This window comes from Pseudomonas sp. GW823-FHT02F05, assembly GCF_058797315.1.
The window spans coordinates 294,800-314,999 of record NZ_JBXAJM010000002.1 but is presented as its reverse complement, the minus strand read 5'-3'; the positions used below and the strand labels follow the sequence as shown (position 1 = coordinate 314,999).

Below are 20,200 nucleotides of genomic sequence, written 5' to 3'. Positions count from 1 at the left end.
GGGAAAACCTTGGTGATCAGGTTGTCAGACAATAGTCGTTACGATTTTAGCTTGTCAACGTTTGTCTGCTTCGCGCTGGCCAGGGAATGTGCGCGTCTCCAGGCGATCAGCACAGCCAGTAACAGCAAACCTACCGCCATGGCGAAGGTGGCGTGCAGGCCGGCTGCCACCGCCTGGGGCGCGGCATGGCTGACATCCGGGGTGGTGTGGGCGAACACCGCGCCGAGGGCCGATGCGCCGAAAATCAGGCCCAGGTTACGCGACAGATTCAGCAGGCCGGACACTGTGCCTCGGCGTGTCGCCTGTATATCGCTCATTACCGCCGTGTTGTTGGCCGCCTGGAACAGGCTGTAGCCGGCTGTCAACACGATCAGCGCCGCGAGATAAACACCAAGCCCGGGCGCCTGCGACAGCAACATAGCCCCGCACAGCATCACGCTCAGCCCCACGAGGGTCAGGCGTTGACTGCCGAGGCGATCGGTCAGGTAACCCGCCGGTACACCGGTAACCGCCGCGACCGTTGGCCCGACGGCCATGGCCAAGCCCATCCAGGCGGGATCGAGGCCCAGGCCACGGGACAGGTAGAACGGGCCCACCACAAACGTGGCCATGATCACCGCCGACACCAGAACGCTCATGACCAGGCCGGCGCGCAACGGCGCATCGCGCAGGGGCGCCCAGAGTGTATCGCCTGGCGAAGCTTCGCGGGCGTTAGCATCCGCCGGCAAATAACGGTAGGCGAGGGCGGCAGCCACACCCGCCAAGGGCAGGCCGATCAGAAACAGCGCGCGCCAGCTCCACAGGCTGAGCAATACTCCGCCGACACTCGGCCCCATGGCCGTGCCGAGTGCCGACATAGTGCCGAGCAGGCCCATGACCCGGCCCGTATTCGCTTTCGTGACCGTGTCACCGACCATGCCCAGGGTCATCGCCATCATGATCGCCGCGCCCAGGCCCTGGAATGCCCGTGCGCCGATCAGCCAGGACAGGGTTGGCGCGGCGGCACAACCGGCGCAGGCCAGGGCAAACACCAGCAACCCGGCCAGCAGCAAGCGCCGGCGCCCCAGACGGTCGCCCAGGCGCCCGGCGCTGACAATCACGGCGGTGATGGCCAGCAGGTAGGCGAGCACCACCCACTGCACGGCCTGAAACGATGCCCCGAAGGCGTGCGCCAGGCTGGGCAGGCCGACATTCGCGATGCTGGTGCCCAGGGCGGCCAGCAACATGGACAGCGACAAGGCCACCAGGCCGCCGCGTGTGGAGGTTTGCATGCGCGTTTCCTTGAGTGAATGCACCTGTCGCAAATCTACGGCGTCGCTTAAGATGGCGGAAGACGCAGGGGTTGCAGGTTATAGCTGCATCCAACGCCTGATAAGGAGACCCCATGCCCGACCTCAATTTACTCATCACCCTGGACGTGTTGCTTGCCGAAGGCAGCGTCGCTCGCGCCGCCCAGCGCCTGCGCCTGAGCCCTTCGGCCATGAGCCGGGCCCTGGCGCGTTTGCGTGCAGCCACTGGCGATCCGCTGCTGGTACGTGCCGGGCGCGGCCTGGTACCGACGCCCCGGGCGTTGCAATTGCGTGAACAGGTCAGCCAATTGGTGCAGGACGCCCATGCGGTATTGCGCCCGGCAAACACCCTGGACTTGGGTGAGGTGGTGCGCACCTTCACCCTGCGCACTAGCGAGGAGTTCGTCGAACGCTTCGGCCCCGCCTTGCTGGCGCGTATCGCCCAGGACGCCCCAGGGGTGCGATTGCGTTTCGTGCACAAGAGCGACAAGCACAGTACGTTGCTGCGCGACGGTGTCGTCGACCTGGAAACCGGTGTGGTCGATGCCGGCGCCAGCCCGGAGGTGCTGACCCAGGCGCTGTTCCGTGACCGCCTGGTGGGCGTGGTGCGCGAGGGCCATGCTCTGAGCCGCGGCCCTCTTAGCGCAGCGCGTTTCGCCCAGGGACAACATGTCTACGTGTCGCGGCGTGGGCAGGACCGTGGCCAGATCGACGAGGCCCTTGAGGCGCAAGGTCTGGTTCGGCAGGTCGGCATCGTGGTCGCCGGTTTCAACACGGCCATCGCCCTGGCGCGTGATACCGACCTGATCGCCAGCGTGCCTGAGCGCTATATCACAGTGCCGCCTCGAGGCTTGTACTGCTTTGAGCTGCCGGTGACATTGCCGCCATTTACCGTGGCGATGCTGTGGCACCCGCGGCAGGACGCCGACCTGGCCCATCGCTGGCTGCGCGCATGTTTGCGCGAGGTGTGCGGGCCATGAGCGGCGCGCAACAGGTACAATCGCCGCTGCCTTGACGCGAAACCCCAGGAATTTGCATGTTCAGCCTTACCCGCTACACCACGCCGTGCCCCGAACCGGTCAACAGCCAGATCCTGCAGATGGTGGTGGACAACCTCACCGATATCAGCAGCGTAGCGCTGGCACCGAGCAACCTGCTCTACAACATCTACCAGTACGCCATCGGGTTTGAGGTACACCTGTACCTTGAGGCGTTGAATGGCGAAAAGGGCATCGCCGTCGAGTTGGTCGTGGCAATGGAAGACGAGACGGTGGTGGGCTTTTGCCTGTACCTGCCGGTGAAGGATGATCCGCACGCGTGTGGCATCGCGTTTATGGCGGTACACGCCCGCTTTCGTCGCCAGGGTGTGGCACGCAGCCTGATGGACGAGGTGTTGGCGCGTTATCCCCACGCCGAACTGGCCTGTGCGGTAGAGAAGGTTGCGGTGTTCGAAGCCATGGGTTTCCAGGTACGCGGTGCGCGTGGCACCCAGGTCGTGATGAACACCCGCAACTACGGCACCGATGGGCTGATGGGCGTGTTGGATGTGGCTTCAATCTACAGCTCGCTCGAAGTGCGGCAGATCCACACCTACCTGCTGCAAAAACACGGCAAGCGCGCCATGGTCGACGCAGAGAAACAGCGTGATCGGCACCTGGACCAGTTGACGCGCAAGGCGCAACTGTTCGTCCAGGGCCGTCTGCCTACGGCCTGACGCGCCTGACCATCCCGAGGATAGTCTCCAGCAGTTCCTGCTGAGCTTCCTCGCGGCTGATCTCGCCATTGGCCGCCGCATGGGACAGGGCTTCCGCCGCGCCGAGCATGGCGCGCAACCCGGCCTGGGAAATACTGCCGCCGTGGGTGAAGGGCGACAGCGCGTCTCGGCATTTATCGAGAAAGATCGCCTCGTATTCGCGCTTGGACGCTTCCAACTCCGGCGAACCGCTCAAGGCGGCAATCACCCCGGGGATTTCCCGACCTTGCAACAACACACAATCGACATACGACGACGCGATAACCCACGCGCGGTCCTCAAGAGTCGCCTTGCTGGTGGCGATGGCATCGGCAAACACCTGGTCCTGGCGCACGTCGAAGTCTGCATACAGCGCGGCCAGCAAACCCGCGCGTGTAGCGAAGTGGTCGTACACCACCGGTTTGGTGACGCCCGCCAGCTCGGCCAGGCGGCCCAGGGTCAGGGCGTCGGAGCCCTCGTCACGCACCAATTGCCAGGCCACGTCGAGTAACTGGCGCAGGCGATCTTCACGGGACAAACGACGACGTGGGGCAGGGGATTCACTGCTTGACATGCTTATATACCAAAAGTAACTTATTCGACGTAACTTACTAAAAGTAGATTAATCCGAAATGGAGTCAAAGTCATGCACGCACTGATCGTTGTTGCCCATCACGACCCACAATCCCTTACCCATAGCGTGGCCGCCGAGGTGGGTGCAGGCTTGAGCGCCTCTGGCCACACCTTTGAAATAGCCGACCTTGCCGCTGAAGGGTTCGACCCACGCTACAGCGCGGCCGACCATCGGGTGCACCGTACTCGGGCGACGCCGCCAGCCGACGTGGTGGCCGAACAGGCCCGCATAGACCGCGCCGACGCGCTGGTGCTGGCGTTCCCCATCTACTGGTGGTCGATGCCGGCGTTGCTCAAGGGTTGGGTCGACCGCGTATTCGTCAATGGCTGGGCGATTGATTACGGCCCCGATACACCGGTGCAGAAGAAACTCAGGCATTTGCACGTGCATGTGCTGGCCCTGGGGGCGGCTGACGAAAGCGCCTTCGATCGACACGGTTATGCCAAGGCCATGAATACCCAGATCGACTACGGCATCTTTGATTATTGCGGGGCGCGGGTACTCACTTCCGAGTTGTTGTTGGACTCGGAAAGTGGCACGGCCCAGGCGCATTTGCACAAGGCCCGGACCGTGGGGCACAGGTTGTTTGAGCGTGAGGCCATCGCGGGATAATTCAAGCGTCGCGAAACAGGTCGTGGGCGTCGAGCAAGCGGTAGGCAATCTCTGGGTTTTTCTCCAGGCCACGGCGAATGGAGGCGGGGATCGACTGGCGGGTCTTGCGGCACATGCCCGGCAGTTCGTCGATGACGATCTGGATCCCGCGCATGCTTTTGACCTCGGTATGCCCGGGCGCGATGTGTACGCGGATGCCGAGTTGGTCGTACATCCGCTGTTGCAGGTGTTCGAGGTCTTGCAGGCTCTTGAGATTTTCCAGGCGCTCCAGCAGGATTTTTTCCTGCTGTCGCGTCAGTTGCAGAATGCGCAGATCAGCGCCGGGAGCTTCCAGCAGTTGTTCACGGTTGCAGACACAGGCGCCGGGTGGGCAGGGTTGGCGAAGGGTCATTGACGCTCCCGGCAAGGTTCAGTTGTAGGAGCGAGCTCGCTCGCGAAAAACTCACAGGCGCCGCATTCATTCAGCAAACACGCGTTTTGGTTAACGTTTTTCGCGAGCAAGCTCGCTCCTACAGGTTTGTGTGTCAGTAGCTTAAGTGAACGCCCAGGCTGGCCAGCGCTTTCCAGTAGTCAGGGTAGGTCTTGGCTACGCAGTCCGGGTCTTGAATGCGAATGCCCGAGACTTTCAGCCCGGCCAGGGCAAAGCACATGGCGATGCGATGGTCGGCGTGGGTGTCGATCAGTGCGGTGCAGGCGGTGCCAGCCAGGGCGGGGTCGCTGGCGACCAGCAGGTCATCGCCCTCGATGGTCGCCAGGCCCGGGCGAATTTCGTTGAGGCCATCGTGCAGCGCCTGCACGCGGTCACATTCCTTGACGCGCAGGTTCGCCAGTTCAGTAAAGCGCACCGGGGTATTGTTGAATGCGGCGAGCACCGCCAGGGTCGGGATCGCATCCTGCATTTGTGAACCCACCACCGTGGCCTGCATGTTCGGGAATTGCGCGATCACGGCCTGTGCCTTGGCGTCGGGCTGGGTGAAGTCCTGCGCGGCTACACCAATATCGATACGGCCACCGGTCAGTACTTCTGCGGCCCACAGGTAAGTGGCGGCGGAAGCGTCGGGTTCGATCAGGTAATCATGGGCGGTATAGCCCGTGGGGGCCACGCGCCAGGTGGTGTCGTCCACGATGTCTACTTGGGCCCCGAACGCACGCATGCAATCGAGGGTCAGGTCCACATAGCCACGGGCGCCGATGTCCTTGCCGGTCAGCGCCACTTCAATCGGCGCTTCGCCGCACGCCGCCAGCATCAGCAGGGCCGATACGTACTGGCTGGACAAGCCTCCGTCAATCTCAAAACGCCTGGCCTGGACCTTGCCCGCGCCATGCACCGTTACCGGTGGGCAACCGGTGGGGCTGTCGACCTGGATGCCGTTCTGGCCCAGGGTGGCCAGCAGCGGGCCGATCGGGCGTTTTTGCATGTACTCGTCACCGTCCAGTACCACGGTGCCTTGCACGGTGGCGACGGCAGCCGTGAGAAAGCGCATGGCGGTGCCGGCGTTGCCGAGGAACAACGGCTGGGCCGGCAATTGCAGCGAGCCTTGGCTGGTGACGACAAAGGTGGTGTCGTCCGGCTCGTCGATGGTGACGCCCATCTGCCGCAGGGCGACCGACATGTGGCGCGTGTCATCACTTTTGAGCGCACCGCTCAAACGGCTGGTGCCCTTGGCCAGTGCCGCGAGCAACAGCGCACGGTTGGTAATGGATTTGGAGCCGGGGGGCGCGACCTTGCCAGTGAGGGGGAAGTTGGGCGGTGTAACGGTCACGGTTTTCTGCGAACTCAAGGTACAAGGCTCCTGGTCAAGGCAAGGTGGCGTGGAGTGGCCGACGTGCGGACCCGAATCATCAGGCAAACACGCCATGCTTGTCGAGTGAGTGGGTGATCTGCGTGATTTATTGGCATGCGCTGCGTCCCTAATGTAGGAGCGAGCTTGCTCGCGAAAACGTCAACGATAAGCGTGCTTCCTGAATGAACGCGGCGCCTGGAAGTTTTTCGCGAGCAAGCTCGCTCCTACTGCCTTAGCGCTGGCTCAGCCAGTAGTCATGCAGCGCCCGCGCAGCCGGTTCGATTTCGCTGACCTGCAGTTGATGGGCGTTTACATCCAGGTCTGCCGGCAGTTCGAAATTGTCCTGTTCGGCGCAGCAGGAAATCCGCTCCAGTTGCCCGGCTTGTACAGCGGGCAATGGCGGCCAGTTGGCGATTGTCACGCCGCGCACATAACCAAAGCACCATTCCTCGGCAAGGGTCACCGCCTGGCCTTGATGTTCGGTTTCATCGAAACGGGCTTTGAATGCCTGGGAGTCAGTGGCCAATTGTGCGGCCAGGGTATTCATATGGCGTACACACAGCTCAAGAAAAGCCTGGGCCTCGTCCATGTTGTCCCATTCAGGGTTTTGCCCACCCCAGATTGCCGGGAACCACTCGGCCACATCCACCTTGGCCGGGCTGGAAACCAGGGCGGTGAAATAACCGTCGAGTTCGGCCATGTTCAGCACCGAGTGGTCTTCGCCGTATTTGAGCAAGGTGGCGTCAATGAATTCGAAATCGGCGGGAGCGAGGGGTTGGGCGTGCATGGCATTTCCTTAAAACGTCGAGCGCCGCGCACAGCGCGGCTTAAAGCGCAAAGGATGGCCTGTGCATCGGGTTTTATCCAGCGTCTTTTCCCTCACCGTGGTCAGTCCCGTTTTTGGCCGATGCGCCGTGGCGCACCCTTGATATAGTCTGGCCTTTCTCAATCGCCAGTCAGGGATCACTGCCATGTCCGAATACCAAGCCTTCGTTGTCGAACTCAGCGGCAACGTTGCCCATGTGCAGATCAATCGCCCGGAAAAGATCAACGCCATGAACGCGGCGTTCTGGACCGAAATCATCGACATCTTCCAATGGGTCGACGAGACCGACGCCGTGCGTGCCGTGGTGCTCAGCGGCGCGGGCAAGCATTTTTCCTCGGGCATCGACCTGATGATGCTGGCCTCGATCGCCAATGATTTTGGCAAGGACGTGGGTCGCAATGCGCGCCTGCTGCGCCGCAAGATTCTCGAGCTGCAAGCTTCGTTCAACGCCGTGGACACTTGCCGCAAGCCCGTGCTGGCGGCGATCCAGGGCTACTGCATTGGCGGCGCCATCGACCTGATCAGCGCGTGCGACATGCGTTATGCAGCCGAGGACGCGCAATTCTCGATCAAGGAAATCGACATCGGCATGGCCGCCGACGTCGGCACCTTACAACGCCTGCCGCGCATCATCGGCGACGGCATGCTGCGTGAACTGGCCTATACCGGTCGTCAATTCGGCGCCGAAGAAGCGCGCAGCATCGGCCTGGTCAATCGCGTGTTTGGCGATCATGAAAGCCTGCTGGCGGGTGTCATGGACCTGGCCCATCAAATCGCCGCCAAGTCGCCGATTGCCGTGACCGGCACCAAGGCCATGATCAGCTACATGCGTGACCACACAGTCAATGACGGCCTGGAATACGTTGCCACCTGGAACTCGGCTATGTTGCAATCCAACGACCTGCGCGTGGCCATTGCGGCCCATATGAGTAAGCAGAAACCCGAATTCGTGGATTGACTGACATGACCCCAGGCTGGATTACCACAACGCTGCTGGACAACGACGCCCCCGGCGGCTGGGCCGTCGCCCGCAGCCGCGAAGGCTTCTTACACGACACCAACGGCCCGCTGTTCCCGCGCGAATGGCTCAAGCGCCAGGACCTGCCGGTGTTTGCCGAACACGGCATCGGCCACCTCGACGGCGAGCCGGTGTACCTGTTGGAACTCGACTCGCCGGCTGATGTGCCAGGGTGCAGTTGGCAGGGCTTGCGCGGCTTTATGCTGCAAGGTGATCACACCCTGTACAAGGTGCTGGGCTACGCCGCGCAGATCGGTACCTGGGCGCGGGAACACCGTTTTTGTGGCAGTTGTGGCCAGGCGATGGTACAGGTGCCGAGGGAGCGGGCGATGTATTGCCAGGCCTGTGACCTGCGCAGCTACCCACGGATCTCACCGAGCATGATCGTGCTGGTGACCCGTGGCGATGACATCCTGCTGGCGCGTTCGCCGCGTTTCGTCACCGGGGTCTACAGCACCCTGGCCGGTTTTGCCGAGCCGGGTGAGTCCGCCGAAGACTGCCTGATCCGTGAAGTGCGTGAAGAGGTGCAGCTGGAGGTCAAGAACATCCAGTACATGGGCAGCCAATGCTGGCCGTTCCCTCACTCGATGATGCTGGGCTTTCACGCCGAATACGCCGGTGGCGATATTGTGCCCCAGGCCGACGAGATCGAGGACGCGCAGTGGTTCAATATCCACGAGCTGCCGCCGTTGCCGGCGTCACGCTCGATTGCGCGTTACCTCATCGACCTCTACGTGGCCCGCCGTTTAGGCCACGCTGAACCAGTGCTGCCAGGCTAGGCGCACGGTCAGGCCCAGGACCACGGTGATAAACACCGGGCGAATGAATTTGGCGCCGCCGCTGATCGCGCTGCGTGCGCCAAAGAACGCGCCACACATCACCGATACCCCCATCGCCAGGCCGACAATCCAGTCCACCGAACCATTGATGATAAACACCGTCAGCGCCGCCGCGTTGCTGACGAAGTTCATGCTGCGCGCTACGCCGCTGGCCTTCACCAGGTCGATGGGGTGCAGCAGCATCGTGCTGACCGTCCAGAACGCCCCCGTGCCGGGCCCCGCCACGCCGTCGTAGAAACCCAGGCCAAAGCCCTGGGTGGCTTGCCATTTCTTTTTGATCGGTGCCTCCGCGTCCAGTGGCGCCTTGGGCGTGCCACCGAACAGCAGGTACACACCGCAGGCGAAGACGATCACCGGGAGCATTTTGTTCAGGGTTTCGGCAGGCAAGTAATGGGCGACGACCGCGCCGGTCAGTGCGCCGATCAAGGTACCGACGATGGCGTGCACCCATTGGCGTGGGTGGAACAGCTTGCGCCGGTAGAAGGTAAAACTGGCGGTGGCCGAGCCGAAGGTGGAGCTGAGCTTGTTGGTGCCCAGCACCAGGTGCGGCGGCATACCAGCGGTGAGCAGGGCGGGCGTGGTCAACAAACCGCCACCGCCGGCGATGGCGTCGATAAAACCGGCGATAAAAGCGACAACGGCCAGGATGGCCAGGGTGGTGAGGTCAACGCTGAGTTCGAAAGGCATGGGCAGGGCTTATTGTTGGAGGGCCGCAGAAGGCCAGCATCTTACTGCGATGTGACTCAAATGTGGGAGGGGGCAAGCCCCCTCCCACATTTTTTACCGAGCCCGCTTGTTATTTGTGCGCGCCCAGCCATTCCACGGCCGTGCGCCAGATGCAGATACCCAGGAAGTACGCCGACATCAGCGACCATAAGCCAAATGTCCAAGGGTTGGTGTTCGGGTAATCCACCACCATCAGGAAGCTGCACAGCAGCCAGATGGTGGTCACCGCGATGTTGATCGGCATGAAGCGCTTGACCCGGAACGGGTGCAGGAACTTCATCGGCGTGACGGTCAACAGCGCCAGGCCGATCACGGTCAGCAAGGTGACCCAGGCATCCGGCTGGATGATATAGACGCACAGGGCAACGACGTTCCAGGCGGCAGGGAAGCCGACGAAGTAGTTGTCCTTGCTCTTCATGTTCACGTTGCAAAAGCAGAACAGCGACGACACCAGAATCACCGAAACCGCAAACAGGTGGGTGAAATCAGGCAGGTCGATGTAGCGGTAGATAAACAGTGCAGGAATGAACACGTAGGTGAGGTAGTCGATCACCAGGTCCAGCACCGAGCCGTCAAAGCTGGGCAGCACCGTGCTGACATTCACCCGTCGCGCCAGCGAGCCGTCGACGCCATCCACCACCAGTGCCAGGCCCAGCCATAGCAGGCACGCCTTGGGGGAGTTTTCCAGCAGCGCCAGGGTGGCCAAAAAGGCCAGTACCACACCGGTGGCGGTAAAGCCGTGGGCGCCCCAGGCTTTGAGTCTGGCTACATGCAGGGTCGATATCACGGGCGGTTCTCCAAAAGGTCAAACGGGGCAGCCGACAACGTAGCGCCGTCGAGTCTGGCCAGGGAATGCAGGTATCGACCGGGAAGGGGAGGATAAGGTTCACCGCCCGGCGTATCCGTTAGCGTAGCAAGCGTAGGATGTTTCGGCATCAGCCCTGACGGAACACCAGTGCCTTTAGTCCACTCTGCGGATCAATGTCAGGAAATTCCGGTGGGTTTTCCAGCCGCTGTACAAACCGCAGGCCCGGTGCTTCGCGGGTCACGCCGTCGATCAGGAAGTCTTCGCCGAAGGCCGGATCGTTCATGCATGCCAATACGGTGCCGTGGGCACTGAGCAAGTCCGGCAGGCGGCGCAGCACGCGCTGGTAATCCTTGGTCAGCAGGAAACTGCCTTTCTGGAAGGAGGGCGGGTCGATGATCACCAGGTCGTAAGGACCGTTGTTCGTCACCTTGGCCCAGGACTTGAACAGATCGTGGCCGAGGAAACTCACCCGGCTCAGGTCGTGCCCATTCAGGCGATGGTTGTCGCGGCCACGGCTGAGGGCCCCACGGGCCATGTCCAGGTTCACCACATGGTCGGCGCCGCCTTCGATGGCGGCCACGGAAAAACCGCAGGTATAGGCAAACAAATTCAGCACACGCTGGCCCTGGGCCTGTTCGCGCACCCAGTTGCGCCCGTAACGCATGTCCAGGAACAACCCACTGTTCTGTTTTTTACCCAGGTCGATCAGGTAGCGCAGGCCGCCCTCGGTGATGGTCAGTTCGTCGATGGCGTTGCCCACCAGCCATTCGGTGGTGCTTTGCGGCAGGTAGCGGTGTTGCAGGGCCACGGTGTGCACGCCGAAACGGCTCCACTCGATCTGCAACAGCGTGTGCTTCAGGGCATCCAGGTGCTCGGTTTCTTTGAACAAAGCAACCAGCACCACCCCTTGCAGCCAGTCCACCGTCAGTTGTTCCAGGCCCGGCCAGCAACGGCCACGGCCATGGAACAGGCGCCGGGTTTCCGCGGGCGCGTCAGCCAGGGCAGTGAGCAAGTGGGCGTGCAGGGTAGCGAGTGCGTCTGGGTTCATCGTTAAGCGTCAGTCATCGGGCGGGCGGCATTTTAAACACAATTGGGTGGGAACTGGCTTGCCTGCGATGACGGCCTGATGGTCGACGCTTATCTACCTTGGATCGCGGAGCGTGAGTTGGATCATCGTCGGCTGTCAGGGCCGTCACGGGAGCAAGCTCCCTCGCCACAGGTCCAGCGTTGTACCGCAGTAATGTAACTACCTATGGCCAGTTCCCGCAGTGTTTGCGATTTGGGTCAGCGCGTGGCAATCAGCGCCGGCCCGAATGACTCTTTCAAGAAAACCGGGGCGATATAGCGTTCGTAATGTGCCTCGGACAGCAAAAAGAACTCTCGATCTATCGCATCGCGCAAATCCGCCAGGTGGCGTTCACGAAACTCCGGTAACAGCGTCAAACCATAGGCATCCAGCCTGGAAATCACCCGCGCACCCCGCGCAATCAACTGGTATGCCCAGCAATACGGCGACTGGTGCGGCATAAAACGAATCTTGCGCGCTTCCAACTGCTGTCGCAGGCAGTGCGGGTCGAACACTTCCAGCTTGCTGACCATTACCTGTACCAGCAGTTGTTCCAGACGCAGCCACACCGCCTGCTTTTCCTCGGCGTTATAGCCATTCCACTGGATCACCTCGTGGTGATAGCGCTTGCAGCCCCGACAGACCAGGTCACCGTAGACGGTGGAGCACAGGCCGACGCAAGGGGTTTTGATGGTTTGGTTGGGCATAAAGGCTTGCTTGCAAAGTCTATGGATCATCAATAGCCAATGTGGGAGCGGGCTTGCCCGCGATAGCTGTGTGTCAGTGGGTACATCCGTGACTGATACAGCGCTATCGCGGGCAAGCCCGCTCCCACATTTATTGGTTCGTGTTGATTCAGTCCCAGCTCAACGCGCCGCCGGTCTGATACTCGATCACACGGGTCTCGAAGAAGTTCTTCTCTTTCTTCAAGTCCATGATCTCGCTCATCCACGGGAACGGGTTAGTCGTGCCTGGGTACTCTTCCTTCAAGCCGATCTGCGACAGGCGACGGTTAGCGATGAACTTCAGATAGTCTTCCATCATCGCCGCATTCATACCCAACACCCCACGAGGCATGGTATCCCGAGCATATTCGATCTCCAGCTGCGTCCCTTGCAGGATCATCTGGGTCGCTTCTTCCTTCATCTCGGCGTCCCACAAGTGCGGGTTTTCGATTTTGATCTGGTTGATCACGTCGATACCGAAGTTCAGGTGCATCGACTCATCGCGCAGGATGTACTGGAACTGCTCGGCCACGCCGGTCATTTTGTTGCGGCGGCCCATGGACAGAATCTGGGTGAAGCCGCAGTAGAAGAAGATGCCTTCCAGCACGCAGTAGTAGGCGACCAGGTTGCGCAGCAGTTCTTTGTCGGTGTCGACGGTGCCGGTTTCGAACTTCGGATCGGAGATCGAGCGGGTGTATTTGAGGCCCCAGGCGGCCTTTTTGGCGACCGATGGAATCTCGTGGTACATGTTGAAGATCTCACCTTCATCCATGGCCAGCGATTCGATGCAGTACTGGTAGGCGTGGGTGTGGATCGCTTCTTCGAAGGCCTGGCGCAGGATGTACTGGCGGCACTCCGGGTTGGTGATCAGGCGGTACACGGCCAGCACCAGGTTGTTGGCCACCAGGGAGTCGGCGGTGGAGAAGAAGCCCAGGTTGCGCATGACGATACGGCGTTCGTCGTCGGTCAGGCCTTCGGGGTTTTTCCACAGGGCGATGTCGGCGGTCATGTTGACCTCTTGCGGCATCCAGTGGTTGGCGCAGCCGTCGAGGTACTTCTGCCAGGCCCAGTCGTACTTGAATGGCACGAGTTGGTTGAGGTCGGCGCGGCAGTTGATCATGCGCTTTTCGTCAACGGCGACGCGGGCGGAGGCGCCTTCGAGTTCGGCGAGGCCTTCGGCGACGTCGAGTTTGTCCAGGGCGGCCTTGGCGCGCACGATGGCGGCGGAGTCGTTGGCGGTGACGGCGCGGGCTTCCACGGCGGCAGCGGCGCCGGCACCGTCGAGGCGGTCCATGTTGGCTTCGGTGGCGTGGCCGGCGTTGGCGCCTTTGATCACCGCTGCACCGGTGTCTTCGTTGTCGACTTCATCCCAACTCAGCATTGAAATACTCCCTTCTGATCCGTTCTGACGGTGTTCAACCCGTCCAAAAAATGTGCGATTTGCAGGCTACCAGGCATTGAAATACTGCGCTGAGTGTGGTCGGCAAATACCGATTCTGCACACTATGTAGTGGTCTGTTTTGTTTGTGGGCACACTATATGGTGTGTAACAAGGTTGGTCAACGCACAAGATGTGCGGTTATAAGTCGCTGCCGAACGTTGGGCGCCGGGCAGATGGGAGGCGAAGAATATTTACTTCATATATCTTTATAGAATAGATAAATAGATATTTATTTCTTTTAATCTTTTCTATCGAGGCGCAATTTGAGGGCCTGCGCATTCGTGCGGATTGACCCAACAGCCAAAAGGAAAGCCGACATGACCATCAAAGCGATCAACGTGCGCAACCAGTTCAAAGGCGTGATCAAGGAGATTCTACTGGGGGAAGTGGTGTCGGAAATCGATGTGCAAACCGCGTCTGGCATTGTGACGTCGGTGATTACCACACGTTCGGTGCGTGATCTGGAATTGAAGGTGGGCAGTGAAGTGATTGCCTTCGTGAAATCGACTGAAGTGTCCATCGCCAAGTTGTGAATGAATAATGTGGGAGGGGATTGCCTGCCCCTCCCACGAATGCCTCGTCGGGCAGGTTAGCGCTGGCGCAAGGCACGTTCCATGCGCTGTATACCTTCCTCCAGCATCGCCCGTGGGCAACCGAAGTTCAGGCGCACGAACTGCTGGCTGTCATCGCCAAATTCGATCCCTGAACTCAGGCCGACCTTGGCCTGCTCCAGGAAAAACTGCTGCGGGTCATCCAGGCCAAGAGCGCTGCAATCGAGCCACGCCAGGAAGGTGCCCTGTGGTGCATGCATCACCACACCAGGCAAGCGAGTCTTTACTGCATCGAGCAGGTAGTCACGGTTGGCCTGCAGGTACTGCAACAGCGCAGCGAGCCAGTCGCCGCATTGGCTGTAGGCGGCTCGGGTGGCTTCCAGGCCCAGGGGGCTGACGCTGTCGACCATGCCGCAGCGCGCGTTATTGAAACGCTCGCGCACTTCGGCGTTCTGGACCACCGCAAAGCAGGTCTTCAAGCCGGCCACGTTATAAGCCTTGCTCGCCGACATCAGGGTGATGGTGCGCTGGGCAATCTCGGGGCTGAGGCTGGCGGTGGGGATATGGCGACGGCCGTCGAAGCACAGCTCTGCGTGGATCTCGTCGCTGATGATCAGCGCGCCAGCTTCCAGGCAGGCATTGGCTACCGCCGTCAGTTCCTCCCTGGGAAATACCTTGCCGATGGGGTTGTGCGGATTACTCAGCAGCAACGCACCGGCACCGCTCAATGCCTGGCGCATCGCAGGCATAGGCGTGACGTATTCGCCGTTGAGCAACTCGAACGGCATTTCGATACGTGGCAGATTCCAGTTGCCCGGCGCCAGGCGAATCGGCCGGTAGTTGGGGGTTTGCAGCACCACCGCCTGGCCGGGCTGGACGAATGCGTGCAGGGCCATATTGAAGCCAGGCTCGACGCCGGGCAGGAACAACAGTTCTTCGGGCTGCACGCGCCAGGCGTACTTGGCCCACAGGTCAGCGACGATGGCGTCGCGCACGTCCGGGCCGGCCACGCTGTAGCCGAGAATCTGCTGGTCCAGGCGCGCGTGCAGGGCGCGCAAAATGGCGGGCGGCGCGGCGATGTCCATGTCGGCGATCCACATCGGCAGAACATCTTGCGGGTAACGGCTCCACTTGGTACTGCCGGTATCGAAGCGTGGGTGGATCGTGTCGAAATCAAAGCTCATGGACAGGCTCGTATCAGGGCGGCGGCGAAAGAATGGCGCCGATTCTAGCGCCATTAATTTTATAGGCCAGAGCTGATTGCCGCCTTGCACAGCGGTGTGCGTTCCATGACCGACAAGTTCTGTAATAAAAACGCCATTGCGCTGGGGATTGAATCAGCGAGGGGCTATTTTGGTGCATCTCAATAATCAGAGTAGCCATGGATGAAATACCAACCCTTGAGTCACACCTTGATTGCTACCGCGCTGGTATTAACGATCAACGGGGTGCATGCAGCTTCCCAAGCCCCGGTTGCGGGTGAAAATGGCATGGTGGTCACGGCCCAGCACCTGGCAACCCATGTGGGGGTCGATGTGCTCAAGGCCGGCGGCAACGCGGTCGATGCGGCGGTGGCAGTGGGTTACGCACTGGCGGTGGTGTACCCGGCGGCGGGCAACCTGGGCGGTGGCGGTTTCATGACGGTGCAACTGGCGGACGGGCGCAAGACCTTCCTCGACTTCCGCGAAAAAGCCCCGTTGGCGGCGACGGCCGATATGTACCTCGACAAGGCCGGCAATGTGGTCGAGGGCCTCAGCGCCAAAGGCCATTTGGCGGTCGGCGTACCGGGCACGGTGTCCGGCATGGAGCTGGCCCTGAGCAAATACGGCACCCTCAAGCGCGCCCAAGTGATTGCCCCGGCGATCAAGCTGGCGGAAAACGGCTTTGCGCTGGAGCAGGGCGATATCGACCTGTTGCACACCGCCACCGGTGAGTTCGAAAAAGACCAGGATATGCGTGGCATCTTCCTGCATAACGGCGAGCCGATGCAGGTAGGCCAGAAGCTGGTGCAGAAGGACCTGGCCAAGACCCTCAAGGAAATCTCGGCCAAGGGCACCGACGGTTTCTATAAAGGCTGGGTCGCCAAGGCGGTAGTGGATTCCAGCCAGGCCGGCAAAGGCATCATCACCCAGGCCGACCTCGACGCCTACAAAACCCGCGAACTGGCCCCCATCGAATGCGACTACCGTGGCTACCATGTGGTCTCGGCGCCGCCACCCAGCTCCGGCGGTGTGGTGATCTGCCAGATCATGAACATCCTCGAAGGCTACCCAATGGCCGACCTGGGCTATCACTCGGCACAGGGCCTGCACTACCAGATCGAAGCGATGCGCCACGCCTACGTGGACCGCAACAGCTATCTCGGTGACCCGGACTTCGTGAAGAACCCCATCGAGCATCTGCTGGACAAGAACTACGCGGCCAAGCTACGTGCGGCGATCGAACCGCAAAAGGCCGGTGATTCCCAGGCAATCAAACCGGGTGTATCGCCCCATGAAGGCAATAACACCACCCACTATTCCATCGTCGACAAATGGGGCAACGCGGTCTCGGTGACCTATACCCTCAACGACTGGTTTGGCGCCGGGGTGATGGCGAGCAAGACCGGGGTGATTCTCAACGATGAAATGGACGACTTCACCGTCAAGGTCGGCGTGCCGAACATGTACGGGCTGGTGCAGGGCGAAGCCAACGCCATCGCACCGGGCAAGGCGCCGCTGTCGTCGATGAGCCCGACCATCGTCACCAAGGACGGCAAGGCGGTGATGGTCGTCGGTACACCGGGGGGCAGCCGCATCATCACTGCCACCTTGCTGACCATCCTGAATGTCATCGACTACAAGATGAATATCCAGGAAGCCGTGGACGCGCCGCGCTTCCACCAGCAGTGGATGCCTGAGACCACCAACCTTGAGACGTTTGCCGTGAGCCCGGATACCCAGAAGATTCTCGAGAGCTGGGGCCATAAGTTTGCTGGTCCGCAAGATGCCAACCATTTGGCGGCGATCCTGGTCGGTGCGCCTGCTCTGGATGGCAAGCCGGTGGGTAACAACCGCTTCTATGGGGCCAATGACCCGCGACGCAATACGGGGTTGTCGTTGGGTTACTAAGGCTTCACACCGTTGGTGTAGGAGCGAGCTTGCTCGCGAAGATCGTTAACGATAACGCGGGGTGCCTGATTCACAGCGGCGCACTCCGGTTTTTCGCGAGCAAGCTCGCTCCTACAGGGGGAAGGCGAGCAACTGCTTGACGGCGGTAAATGCCGCCTGGCGGCGCTGCTCCCAATCTCCGCCAATCACCACCAGTGGCTGTCGATGCTCCTGCATCCACTCCAGGCTGGCCTGAAAAAACGCCCGGCGATCCGCCAGTTCCGGCTGGCAGCGCTGGCCGTCGGCACTCCATTCCACATCCTCGGGTGAGAGCAGCAAGTGCAGGTCGTAATGCCGCGCCAGTAGCTCGTCATCAAGCCAGCCGGGATAGTCGCCGAACAGGGTCTGGCTCCAGAGCTTGTTGGTCAGCAGGTGGGTGTCGAGGATCAGCAAGGCGGGGCGGTTGGCGCGGGCGGCGTCCTCCCAGGCCAACTGGCCCTGGGCAATGGCCGGGATATCCGCCAGGGTGGTGTCGCGCTGATGCTGATCGATGAAGTGCCGCACATATTCCCCCACCATCAACCCGCCGAAGCGCGCGTGCAACTGCGCCGCCAGCCAGCTCTTGCCGCTGGATTCGGGGCCCGCCAATACCACCACTTTCATGCGCGTAACGCCGGGTCGGCGCGCCATTCGCGCCAGCCTTGCACGGCAATCACGGTAAACAATGCATAGAGTGCAGCCGTGAGATAGAGGCCTTTGTAGAGGAACAGGCCGACGAAGATCACATCCACCACAATCCACAACGGCCAGCACTGCACGCGTTTTTGCGCCATCCACATCTGCGCGACCAGGCTGAAGCCGGTGAGGGCGGCGTCGAGCCAGGGCTGGGCGGCGTCAGTCCAGTGGGCCATGGCGGCGCCCAGCAGCAGACTGCCGACGGCGCCCACAGCCAGGCTGGCCATGATTGCCGGCGCTTTCAGGCTGGTGACCTGGCGGCCTTGCTTGACCTCGCCAGCGCGGGTCCACTGCCACCAACCGTAAACTTGCAGCGCCGCGTAGACCACTTGCAGCAGCATGTCCGAGTAGAGCTTGACCTCGAAAAACACCCAGGTGTAGAGCAACACCATCACCAGGCCGATGGGCCAGCACCAGGGGTTTTGTTTGACCGTCAGCCAGACAGCGATCACCCCCAGGGCGGCGGCGAACAGTTCAAGCCCGGACATGGTGGATCCTTGGGAGAGTGGGAGAGGGCGGTGATTGTACCCAGAGCTCACCGATCCTCAAACACAGCAATGCGTCATTGCCCTCTGCAGGAGCGAGCTTGCTCGCGAAGATCGTCAACGTTACCGCGTATTGTCTGAATAACCGCGGTGCCTATGGGTTTTTCGCGAGCAAGCTCGCTCCTACAAAAGGCTAATCAGCGCTAGATTCGGAATTGGCGCAGCAACCCATCAAGCTGCTCACTCAAGCCACGCAACTGCGCACTCGCCACGCTCGATTGCTCCGCCGCCAGCGCCGTGCTGTGGGACAGCCCGGCCGCTTGGGTGACGTTCTGGTTGATGTCTTCCACCACATGGGCCTGCTGCAGGGTGGCGCTGGCAATCGAGGCGTTCAGGCCGTTGAGGTTGTGCAGTGCCTGGCCGATGGCGGTGAGGCTTGCACCGGCCTGGCCGGCTTGCTCGATGGTCAGTTGCGAGGCGCTGTGGCTGTCGCTGATGACCTTGACCGCCGCTTCCGAGTGACCTTGCAGGCGCTCGATCATTACCTGGATCTCGGCGGTGGATTTCTGCGTGCGCTGGGCCAGCAGTCGCACCTCATCGGCAACCACCGCAAACCCACGGCCTTGCTCCCCGGCGCGGGCGGCTTCGATGGCGGCGTTGAGGGCGAGCAGGTTGGTCTGGTCGGCGATGGAGCGGATCACCTCCAGTACCCCGCCGATCTGCGTGCTTTCGCTGGAGAGTGTGCGGATCACCTCCACAGCCTGGCTGATGGTGGTGGAGAGCTGGTCGATCTGCTGCAAGCTGCCGTCGATGTTGACCTGGCCCTGTTGTGCCTGGGCCTGGGCATCGCGCATTTCGCTGGCGGCGTGTTCGGCATTCTTCGCTACGTCCTGCACGCCGTAGGTGACTTCATTGATGGCGGTGGCCACCAGTTCCATCTGCTGCGATTGCTGCTGGCTGCGGTCATGGGCCTGGCTGGCGTTGTGGCCCAGCTCGGTGGACGACTGGCCCAGGGCGTTCGCGCACACCTGCAACTGGCCGACAACCTGGCGCAGCTTGGCGGTGAAGCTATTGAAGTGCTGGGCCAGTGCGGTCAGTTCGTCACGACCGTGGGTGTCGAGGCTGTGGGTCAGGTCGCTTTCGCCGCTGGCGATATTGCCCATGGCATTCACCGCCGCCTGCAACGGCTGCACGATGCTGCGAGCGATCAACACCACCAGCACGGCCATCATCAACGCAATGCCCAGGCCAATGGCCGAGGCTTTCCACACCTGGCCCCTGAATTCAGCCTGTACATCGTCGACGTAGACGCCGGAGCCGATAATCCAGCCCCAGGGTTCGAACAGTTGGATGTACGAGGTTTTCTCTACCGGCGCTTCGGCGCCGGGTTTCGGCCAGCGGTAGTTGACGATGCCGGCGCCCTTGGCCTTGGCCAGGCTCACGAATTCGTTGAACACGGCGAAACCGTCCGGGTCGCGAATTGCCGAGAGGTTCTGACCGTCGAGCTTGGGGTTGGCCGCGTGCATGATCATCACGGGGGTGAGGTCGTTGATCCAGAAGTAATCATCGTGGTCGTAACGCAGGCCGCGCACCGCGCTCAAGGCCTGTTGTTGCGCGGCGTCGCGGGTCAGTACGCCGGTTTTTTCCAGGTTCTGGTAATAGCTGAGTACGCCACTGGCGGTCTGTACCACGTGCTGGGTCTGCTGGCGCTTGGCCTGGTAGAGGTCGCCGTGGATCTGGTTGAGCATCAACAGCCCCAAGGCCAGCAGCATCAACACGGCGACTATCAGGATCAGCCAAAGGCGGCGGCTGATCGACATGCTGCGCAAACTGTTCATCG

The 20,200-nt window shown here is 61.4% G+C and carries 21 protein-coding genes; 7 read left to right on the top strand and 14 right to left on the bottom strand.

The features are described from left to right. Positions 1-38 precede the first annotated feature (38 nt). Complete coding sequence (locus AC1RAC_RS03940) at positions 39-1,271, bottom strand: MFS transporter (protein WP_492616276.1); 1,233 nt, start codon at positions 1,269-1,271, stop codon at positions 39-41. A 113-nt stretch (positions 1,272-1,384) separates the two neighbouring features. Between AC1RAC_RS03940 and AC1RAC_RS03935 the strand changes: the two genes are divergently transcribed. Beyond that, positions 1,385-2,269, top strand: a complete 885-nt coding sequence (locus tag AC1RAC_RS03935; protein ID WP_054898699.1) for a LysR family transcriptional regulator — start codon at positions 1,385-1,387, stop codon at positions 2,267-2,269. Positions 2,270-2,325: 56 nt separating this feature from the next. Beyond that, entirely contained in the window at positions 2,326-3,003 is a 678-nt protein-coding gene (locus AC1RAC_RS03930) for a GNAT family N-acetyltransferase (protein WP_198791039.1), read from the top strand. Here AC1RAC_RS03930 and AC1RAC_RS03925 read toward each other — a convergent pair. Continuing rightward, positions 2,993-3,595, bottom strand: coding sequence for a TetR/AcrR family transcriptional regulator (locus AC1RAC_RS03925; protein WP_492616275.1), 603 nt, complete (start codon positions 3,593-3,595; stop codon positions 2,993-2,995). The two genes, AC1RAC_RS03930 and AC1RAC_RS03925, sit on opposite strands and share 11 nt — an antisense overlap. Positions 3,596-3,667: 72 nt before the next feature. Here AC1RAC_RS03925 and AC1RAC_RS03920 point away from each other — a divergent pair, with 72 nt between their 5' ends. Next, positions 3,668-4,267, top strand: a complete 600-nt coding sequence (locus tag AC1RAC_RS03920; RefSeq protein WP_492616274.1) for an NAD(P)H-dependent oxidoreductase — start codon at positions 3,668-3,670, stop codon at positions 4,265-4,267. Between the two features lies 1 nt (position 4,268). Here AC1RAC_RS03920 and AC1RAC_RS03915 read toward each other — a convergent pair whose 3' ends face one another. From AC1RAC_RS03915 to AC1RAC_RS03905, 3 genes are all read right to left on the bottom strand, one after another. After that, positions 4,269-4,658, bottom strand: coding sequence for a hypothetical protein (locus AC1RAC_RS03915; RefSeq protein ID WP_034127625.1), 390 nt, complete (start codon positions 4,656-4,658; stop codon positions 4,269-4,271). A gap of 133 nt (positions 4,659-4,791) precedes the next feature. After that, a complete protein-coding gene (locus AC1RAC_RS03910; RefSeq protein ID WP_034127624.1) occupies positions 4,792-6,048 on the bottom strand; it encodes a 3-phosphoshikimate 1-carboxyvinyltransferase in 1,257 nt (418 codons plus the stop codon). 235 nt (positions 6,049-6,283) lie between these two features. After that, complete coding sequence (locus tag AC1RAC_RS03905) at positions 6,284-6,838, bottom strand: UPF0149 family protein (RefSeq protein WP_054921393.1); 555 nt, start codon at positions 6,836-6,838, stop codon at positions 6,284-6,286. 184 nt (positions 6,839-7,022) lie between these two features. On the opposite strand from AC1RAC_RS03905, the gene AC1RAC_RS03900 reads away from it, so the two are divergent. Together AC1RAC_RS03900 and nudC are read left to right on the top strand one after the other, a co-directional pair. Then, the gene (locus AC1RAC_RS03900) at positions 7,023-7,835 is read left to right on the top strand and encodes a crotonase/enoyl-CoA hydratase family protein (protein ID WP_197900493.1); all 813 of its coding nucleotides are present in this window, start codon (positions 7,023-7,025) and stop codon (positions 7,833-7,835) included. Positions 7,836-7,840: 5 nt separating this feature from the next. Then, positions 7,841-8,674, top strand: a complete 834-nt coding sequence (gene nudC, locus AC1RAC_RS03895; protein ID WP_034127621.1) for an NAD(+) diphosphatase — start codon at positions 7,841-7,843, stop codon at positions 8,672-8,674. Here the strand turns inward: nudC and AC1RAC_RS03890 are convergent. The 5 genes from AC1RAC_RS03890 to AC1RAC_RS03870 form a co-directional block, all read right to left on the bottom strand. After that, positions 8,642-9,421 carry a TSUP family transporter gene (locus AC1RAC_RS03890; RefSeq protein WP_003191011.1) on the bottom strand — a complete coding sequence of 260 codons (780 nt, stop codon included), beginning with the start codon at positions 9,419-9,421 and terminating at the stop codon, positions 8,642-8,644. The two genes, nudC and AC1RAC_RS03890, sit on opposite strands and share 33 nt — an antisense overlap. A gap of 109 nt (positions 9,422-9,530) precedes the next feature. Further along, complete coding sequence (pcsA, locus tag AC1RAC_RS03885; protein WP_003191017.1) at positions 9,531-10,247, bottom strand: phosphatidylcholine synthase; 717 nt, start codon at positions 10,245-10,247, stop codon at positions 9,531-9,533. A 148-nt stretch (positions 10,248-10,395) separates the two neighbouring features. Continuing rightward, on the bottom strand, positions 10,396-11,316 hold the full coding sequence (locus AC1RAC_RS03880) for a class I SAM-dependent methyltransferase (RefSeq protein WP_105226747.1): 921 nt from the start codon (positions 11,314-11,316) through the stop codon (positions 10,396-10,398). 236 nt (positions 11,317-11,552) lie between these two features. Continuing rightward, complete coding sequence (locus AC1RAC_RS03875; RefSeq protein WP_089042617.1) at positions 11,553-12,041, bottom strand: DUF1289 domain-containing protein; 489 nt, start codon at positions 12,039-12,041, stop codon at positions 11,553-11,555. 148 nt (positions 12,042-12,189) lie between these two features. Continuing rightward, positions 12,190-13,440: a ribonucleotide-diphosphate reductase subunit beta gene (locus AC1RAC_RS03870; RefSeq protein WP_032892020.1), complete on the bottom strand. Its 1,251-nt coding sequence runs from the start codon at positions 13,438-13,440 to the stop codon at positions 12,190-12,192. Between the two features lie 377 nt (positions 13,441-13,817). Between AC1RAC_RS03870 and AC1RAC_RS03865 the strand changes: the two genes are divergently transcribed. After that, positions 13,818-14,033: a TOBE domain-containing protein gene (locus AC1RAC_RS03865; RefSeq protein ID WP_003173733.1), complete on the top strand. Its 216-nt coding sequence runs from the start codon at positions 13,818-13,820 to the stop codon at positions 14,031-14,033. A 56-nt stretch (positions 14,034-14,089) separates the two neighbouring features. On the opposite strand, the gene AC1RAC_RS03860 is transcribed toward AC1RAC_RS03865, so the two are convergent. Beyond that, complete coding sequence (locus AC1RAC_RS03860; RefSeq protein ID WP_492616273.1) at positions 14,090-15,235, bottom strand: MalY/PatB family protein; 1,146 nt, start codon at positions 15,233-15,235, stop codon at positions 14,090-14,092. A gap of 201 nt (positions 15,236-15,436) precedes the next feature. On the opposite strand from AC1RAC_RS03860, the gene ggt reads away from it, so the two are divergent. Continuing rightward, on the top strand, positions 15,437-17,161 hold the full coding sequence (ggt, locus tag AC1RAC_RS03855; protein ID WP_034127337.1) for a gamma-glutamyltransferase: 1,725 nt from the start codon (positions 15,437-15,439) through the stop codon (positions 17,159-17,161). Positions 17,162-17,272: 111 nt separating this feature from the next. Here the strand turns inward: ggt and AC1RAC_RS03850 are convergent, their stop codons facing one another. The 3 genes from AC1RAC_RS03850 to AC1RAC_RS03840 form a co-directional block, all read right to left on the bottom strand. After that, positions 17,273-17,803 carry an AAA family ATPase gene (locus AC1RAC_RS03850; protein WP_259037843.1) on the bottom strand — a complete coding sequence of 177 codons (531 nt, stop codon included), beginning with the start codon at positions 17,801-17,803 and terminating at the stop codon, positions 17,273-17,275. After that, positions 17,800-18,363 (bottom strand): nicotinamide riboside transporter PnuC, encoded by a 564-nt coding sequence (pnuC, locus tag AC1RAC_RS03845; protein WP_034127339.1) that lies wholly within the window; start codon positions 18,361-18,363, stop codon positions 17,800-17,802. Before pnuC ends, AC1RAC_RS03850 begins: the two co-directional genes overlap by 4 nt. Before the next feature lie 200 nt (positions 18,364-18,563). Further along, positions 18,564-20,198 carry a methyl-accepting chemotaxis protein gene (locus tag AC1RAC_RS03840; protein ID WP_034127340.1) on the bottom strand — a complete coding sequence of 545 codons (1,635 nt, stop codon included), beginning with the start codon at positions 20,196-20,198 and terminating at the stop codon, positions 18,564-18,566. Between the last annotated feature and the right edge of the window lie 2 nt (positions 20,199-20,200).